The organism is Bacteroides cellulosilyticus DSM 14838, assembly GCF_000158035.1.
Taxonomy (GTDB): domain Bacteria; phylum Bacteroidota; class Bacteroidia; order Bacteroidales; family Bacteroidaceae; genus Bacteroides; species Bacteroides cellulosilyticus.
Genome location: NZ_EQ973492.1, coordinates 39,688 through 46,369, shown reverse-complemented (window position 1 = coordinate 46,369; position 6,682 = coordinate 39,688). Strand labels below are relative to the sequence as shown.

Sequence of the window (6,682 nt, the reverse complement as noted above, 5' to 3'; positions counted from 1 at the left end):
GTCGATCAATACAGTGTGAGGAATGCTGCTTACTGCATATAGTTGGGCACCTTCGCAGTTCCAGTATTTCAGGTCGGACATTTGCGGCCAAGTGATATTCAGTTTCTGGATAGCATCTTTCCATGCTTCGCCGCTTTGATCCAAAGATACACCTACGATTTCAAAACCTTTGTTTTTGTATTGAGCGTAAGCTTCTACCAAATTGGGCATTTCACGACGACAAGGACCACACCAGCTTGCCCAGAAGTCGATGAGTACCACTTTGCCTTTACCTACATAGTCAGACAACTTCACTGGTTTTCCGTCAGGAGTTTCCATTTCGAAATCTGTAAACTTCTGGCCTACAGCAGTTGCTTTCATCTTTTCTACATTTTCTTTGATTTTGATGATTACTTCATCATTTGCAAATTCAGCCGGTATCTGCGGTACCAACGGATCCAGTTCATCTACTTCAAGGTAGTAGTAGTTATTCTTCAGCAAATGAACACCTACGAGGTTTGTGATATTCTTAGCGATACCTGCCTTGGTGATCTCCATTGACTTTTCTTGTAGGTCATTCATTTCCTTCATTTTGGCTTCGCGCTGTTCGTCAGTCAGTGTAGTATCTGACATAGACTCGTATATACTCATCATTTGTTTGTTCAGACCGTTCAGTTGAGCTCTGATTTCCTGGTAAGCATCATTGCTTGGCGTACCGGTAGCGGAATCATTATCACGCGTCAGGTTGATGTTGATGTTACCGTTTTCAAGGAAAAAGTCCATTAATATGCCTTCTTTTCCTGCCGGTCTGTAAGTCACGTAACGGTTTACGGCAGTATCTTGTACACCTTTGAAGGTGAATGTGCCTTTTGTGATAACTGCGGAGTCAACTTTTACAAGATTTCTTCCGTCTACTTTTTGCAAAAATACGGTGTCGCCGTCAGCTCCACCCTCTACAGTTCCGGTTACCACGTAACCTTTGTTTCCGCTACAGGCAGCAACGATGGCGGCCACAGCGAGCAGATAGATAAATTTTTTCATTGCTTTTATTATTAAGTAAAAATATGTAGCTACAAAGATAATCAATAAAAAATCCCCTCCGGCATAACCGGAGAGGATTTTATAGTTTTAATCCCATTTTTTGTAATCGTGCTGTGCTTACTATTATTCAGCAGCAGCTTCGGCTGCGGGAGCTTCTTCGGCGGGAGCCTCTGTTGCTTCTTCAGCAGGTGCTTCGGCAGCAGCTTTTTCTGCTTCTTCAGCAGCTTTCTTTTCAGCCAATGCTTTAGCTTTCTCAGCGTTCACTTTCTTTTCGGCTTCCAGACGTGCTTTTGCTTCAGCTTTCTTAGCTTCTTCGTCTTTAGCTTTCAAGGCAGCCAAACCGCTTTGTTTGTTGTTCTTCCAAGCTTCAAATTTAGCTTCAGCTTCAGCTTCGCCAAATGCGCCTTTAGTTACACCACCCAACAGGTGTTTTTTCATGTAAACGCCTTCGCGTGACAAGATGTTACGAACAGTGTCAGTCGGTTGTGCACCTTTCATAACCCAGTCAAGTGCGCGGTCGAACTTCAAATCTACTGTGGCAGGATTGGTGTTCGGATTGTACGTACCAATCTTCTCAATAAATTTACCATCACGTGGTGCTCTTACATCTGCAATAACGATAGAGTAAAAAGCATAGCTCTTACGTCCATGTCTTTGCAATCTGATTTTTGTTGCCATTTTAAATAATGTTTTAAATAAATGATTTGAATTATGCTACTATCTCGTAATAGCGGCTGCAAAGGTAGGACTTTTTATTTTGATTGACAAAGAGTTTGCTTATTATTTTCAGTAAATCAACTATAAAAAAAGGATGAATTTCATTAGAAATCCATCCCTCTTTTTAATAACGTATTATCTGAGAATGATTAATTCTTCGGTAATGCTTCTTTAACTACCATCGGACGGCCTCCGTATTCAGCACCGTTCAATGCATTGATAGCGTTAGATGCTTCTGCAGAATCCGGCATTTCGATGAATGCGAATCCTTTAGATCTTCTTGTTTCACGGTCAGTGATGATTCTTACTGAGTCTACTGTTCCGTACTCTTCCATAACTTCTCTCAAATCTGATTCTCTAACCTTGTAATTAAGGTTACCTACATACAAATTCATAAATCTAAATAAAATAATAAATTAATAATTCAATAAACAAAGTTTTTGGAAGTTGTTAGGTCAGAGATGGAAATACTCAATGTAGAGGAAATACATACGTGAAATAATCAAATCGAATAAACTTTCTTATTGTTCGGGTACAAAGTAACGCATTCTATTTTAATAATGCATCATCTTTTACCATATTTTTTTTCGATATTTTCATTTTTTATTGGATATGGGAGATTTTTTACGAATATTTCCGTGGATATCTCACTAATATTGCCAGTAATGCACATATTCCCATTGTAAACGGATAATACAAGCTACCGATAATGCTGATGGGAGAAATTCCCGCTAATCCGGCGGCAATCAATAGTTGCGCCCCGTAAGGAATGATACCTTGTATCAGGCAGGAGAAGGTGTCCAGGATACTGGCTGTCTTCCGGCGGTCCAGATGAAAGCGTTGGGCGATGTCCTTGGCTATCGGTCCGGTGGTAATGATGGCGATGGTATTGTTGGCGGTGCATAGGTTGGCAATGCTGACGAGTGCGGCGATACTCAGTTCTGCACCTCGCTTGCCTTTTACGTGACGTGTCAGGCGGGAGATTATGAAATCGATGCCTCCATTATACCGAATGGTCTCAAGCATGCCGCCTGCAAGTAAAGTGATGATGATAAGCTCTCCCATTCCCGTGATGCCTGTTCCCATGGCGCCGAACCAGTCGAAGAAAGCTGTACTTATGTCTGTTCCGCTTGTAATGATGCCTATGATGCCTGTGCTGAGAATCCCCAGCAGTAAAACCAACATTACATTTACACCTGCCACTGCCGTACCCAATACGATGAGGTAGGGGATAACCTTTATCCATTCAATCGCTTGCGTCTGTGCAGGGGCTGATATTGATAATCCCTGGAATATATAGATACATAATACGACCAGTGCTGCCGGAACCACAATCATAAAGTTCACCCGGAACTTATCCCTCATCACACAATCCTGTGTTTTGGTGGATGCAATTGTTGTGTCCGAAATAAAAGAGAGATTATCTCCGAAAAATGAACCGCCCACTACAATGGCAACCATATATGGCAGATCTATACCGGTTTTTTCCGCCAGTCCGATGGCTACGGGCGTCAGTGCTACAATTGTTCCCACACTGGTGCCGATGGAAAGTGAAATGAAACAGGCAGCGATGAAAATTCCTGCCAGTAATAAATTGTCCGGCAGAATACTCAGAGTCAGGTTTACTGTAGCGTCGATTGCTCCCATCTGTTTGGCGCTTTGTGCAAAAGCTCCGGCAAGGATGAATATCCATATCATCAATATGATATTCTTATTGCTGGCTCCTACCGAGAATTGATACACCCGCTTTTCCAGACTCAATCCGCGCGTCAGTGCGATGGCATAACAAGATGACAACAGGAATGCTACCGTAATAGGTACTTTATAGAAATCGTTTACAATCAATGAAGTCACCAGGTAAAGGCATAAAAATACCGCCAGCGGGCTCAGTGCCCACCATCCACCTTTTCGTTTATTCGCTGTATTTGTCATTTTAATATATATATATTGTAATACGGAATTACTTCACCACAGATTAACACTGATTTCCACAGAATTTTATTTCTCTGATTTTAATTGATTAAACTCTGTGAGAATCAGTGTTAATCTGTGGTGAAGTAATTACTGTACCAGGATAAGCCATTTATTCGCTGCAAAATTATAAAAAACAAAGAGCGGAGCAAAATAGTTTTTGCCCGCCCTCTATCTCTATAATTGTCAATTGTTAATTTACAAAGTAACTCCCGTTTTGAAGATTGCGATTTCCTTGTAACCTTTCTTCTCGTTGTTCACGAATTCACCACTTGCCACCTGGATAATGTAATCGATAAACCGTTCGCAAGTCTTTTCCATCGGCTCGTTTTCCACGATAACTCCTGCATTGAAATCAATCCATCCCGGTTTGTTCTTTGCCAGTGTGGAGTTGGTGGAAATCTTCATGGTCGGCACATACGTTCCGAATGGTGTGCCACGTCCTGTGGTGAACAATACCATGTGGCAACCGCAGGAGGCCAGTGCTGTTGCTGCCACCAGGTCATTTCCCGGAGCTGACAACAAATTCAATCCTTTTACTTTCAGACGTTCACCATACGGCAATACACCTTCCACGTAGCTTTTGCCACATTTCTGGGTGCATCCCAAGGCTTTGTCCTCCAAAGTTGAGATACCGCCCGCCTTGTTTCCCGGAGACGGATTTTCACCTACCGGTTCGCCATGTGAAAGGAAGTATTCCTTGAAGTCGTTAATCAGTTTCACAGTTTCTTCAAATAATTCCTTGTTGCGGCAACGGTTCATCAATATGGTCTCTGCACCGAACATTTCCGGAACTTCCGTCAATACGCTCGTACCACCTTGTGCCACCAGGAAATCGGAGAACATACCCAACAGCGGATTGGCTGTGATACCGGAGAAACCATCCGATCCGCCACACTTTAAGCCTACTCGCAATTCACTCAGGGGTACATCCACACGTTCGTCCTTGCTGGCTTTTTCATACAGCTCCCGCAACAGTTTCATACCTTCTTCGTACTCATCGCTTACTTTCTGCGTTACCATGAATTTTACACGGTCTTCGTCATATTCTCCCAGGAACTCACGGAACACATCCGGCTGATTGTTTTCGCAGCCTAAGCCCACTACCAGCACTGCACCTGCATTGGGGTGCAATACCATGTCCCGCAGGATTTTCTTAGTGTTTTCGTGGTCGTCTCCCAGTTGCGAGCAGCCATAGTTGTGCGGATATGACATAATCGCATCCACTCCTTTGCCGCCGGTTTCCCGACGCAGACCTTCGGCCAGCTGGTTGATGATACCATTCACGCAGCCTACGGTCGGTATAATCCACACCTCGTTGCGAATTCCCACTTCGCCATTTTTACGGCGATAGCCTTTGAATGTCAGGTTTTTGTGTGGAATATCCAGCGTAACGCTTGTCGGATTGTATGTATAATCCAGCAGTCCAGCCAAATTTGTCTGGATATTATTCTCATTCATCCAATCCCCCTGTTTCTTAGTCGTGCGTGCATGACCGATAGGGTACCCATATTTAATGACGTTTTCGCCTTCTGCAAAGTCTTTCAATGCAAATTTATGTCCGGCGGGCACTTCCTCACTCAGAGTGATTTCCGTCCCGTCCACCGTGAGCTTTTCTCCTGCCGGCAGTGTCACGATAGCGACAGCTACATTATCTGCAGGGTTGATTTTAAGGTACTTAGTTTCCATAATTACTTTATTATTTATTTGAATAAAATTCAATATTCTCTTTCGTAAGCAAGTCTATCGGCATAAAGTTTTCTCTTGGTACTTCCTTTTTGAAGATCAGGTAGTCGCACAATGCTTTGATACCATCGAATCCTTGCAATTCAGGCTGTTGGGCGATGAGAAAGGATACACTGCCCTCCATCAGGCATTTCACGTTGCGTTCCAGCAAGTCATATCCCATCAGTTTAAAGTCTGTTTTTTGTTGCTTCAATAAATATTCTCCGACAATGTAAACTTTCGAATTGAAAGTGATGCCATTCTTTACGTTCGGATGTTTTCTGAAAAAATCGTTCAGCATCTGTGCGTCATCACTGTCTCGCTTGGCGTGCAGGTTCAGTTCCCAGATGCGGCAATCGGAGTGATGCTTCAGCATGTATTCACGAAATCCGATTTCCCGGCGCTCTTGCTGGTTAGAACCTACAATACCTTCGTTTATCTTGCGGAAAATTACAATTTCCCGTTCCCCGCCTGCAAGCAACATCATCATTCGTGCGGCAAAATATCCACTCTGGTGCGAATTCTGTCCGAAAAAGGAGAGGGCAGGCTGATCTTTCAGATTAGAGTCTATATATATATAAGGTATAGAACGTTTGTTCAGTTCCTCTGTGAACGGTTTCGTATATTGCGGTACGGTAGGGGCGAACATAATCCCGTCCGGTTTCTGTTCCAGGATATTCCGGGCAACATCTCCGAATGAATGATAATCGAACGGATCGTAATAGGAGAGGTTCACGGAGATATTGAAGTCCGAATACGCTACCAGTGCGTCTTGGATACCGGCTTCTACGGCAGTCCAATATTCGCCTTTCTCATGTTGCGGCAGCAGGCAGGAGAATGTATATTTCTTGTTCGATGCCAGTGCGCTGGCGTACATATTGGGTTGGTAATCCAGCTGTTTCAGAATTTCCTCCACCCGTTTCCGGCTGGCTTCCGATACTCCGCTGCGTCCGTGTATCACCCGGTCTACTGTTCCCACCGATACATCCGCCATTTTGGCGATATCTTTAATGCGTATTCTTTCAGACCCCATATCAATTTATAATTTGACAATTTACAAAGTACAATTTATTGTGTGCATCAGATTTTGTACATTTCCCTCCTTTTTTATGTTTTCAAGGGGATTATTCAGCCCGTTTGTACATCGTAAATGGTGAATTGTACTTTTTGTTGTGTCCGCACACAATAATAATCTTAATATTTTCGACACAAATATATGACAATTTTTGTAATTACGAAAATTGTTGTA

Annotated in this window: 6 protein-coding genes; all 6 read right to left on the bottom strand. The window is 43.0% G+C overall.

What is annotated here, in order from left to right:
- Nucleotides 1–1,020 (bottom strand): TlpA disulfide reductase family protein (locus BACCELL_RS18225; protein ID WP_007213449.1); only part of this gene is annotated, 1,020 nt, incomplete at its 3' end.
- A 123-nt stretch (nt 1,021–1,143) separates the two neighbouring features.
- A complete protein-coding gene (locus tag BACCELL_RS18220; protein ID WP_007213448.1) occupies nt 1,144–1,698 on the bottom strand; it encodes a 30S ribosomal protein S16 in 555 nt (184 codons plus the stop codon).
- 188 nt (nt 1,699–1,886) lie between these two features.
- Nucleotides 1,887–2,132, bottom strand: coding sequence for an RNA-binding regulator (locus BACCELL_RS18215; protein ID WP_007213447.1), 246 nt, complete (start codon nt 2,130–2,132; stop codon nt 1,887–1,889).
- A gap of 229 nt (nt 2,133–2,361) precedes the next feature.
- A complete protein-coding gene (locus BACCELL_RS18210) occupies nt 2,362–3,669 on the bottom strand; it encodes a Na+/H+ antiporter NhaC family protein (RefSeq protein ID WP_007213446.1) in 1,308 nt (435 codons plus the stop codon).
- Between the two features lie 237 nt (nt 3,670–3,906).
- Nucleotides 3,907–5,397 (bottom strand): UxaA family hydrolase, encoded by a 1,491-nt coding sequence (locus BACCELL_RS18205; RefSeq protein WP_044154211.1) that lies wholly within the window; start codon nt 5,395–5,397, stop codon nt 3,907–3,909.
- A 10-nt stretch (nt 5,398–5,407) separates the two neighbouring features.
- The gene (locus BACCELL_RS18200; RefSeq protein ID WP_007213444.1) at nt 5,408–6,466 is read right to left on the bottom strand and encodes a LacI family DNA-binding transcriptional regulator; all 1,059 of its coding nucleotides are present in this window, start codon (nt 6,464–6,466) and stop codon (nt 5,408–5,410) included.
- Nucleotides 6,467–6,682 lie beyond the last annotated feature (216 nt).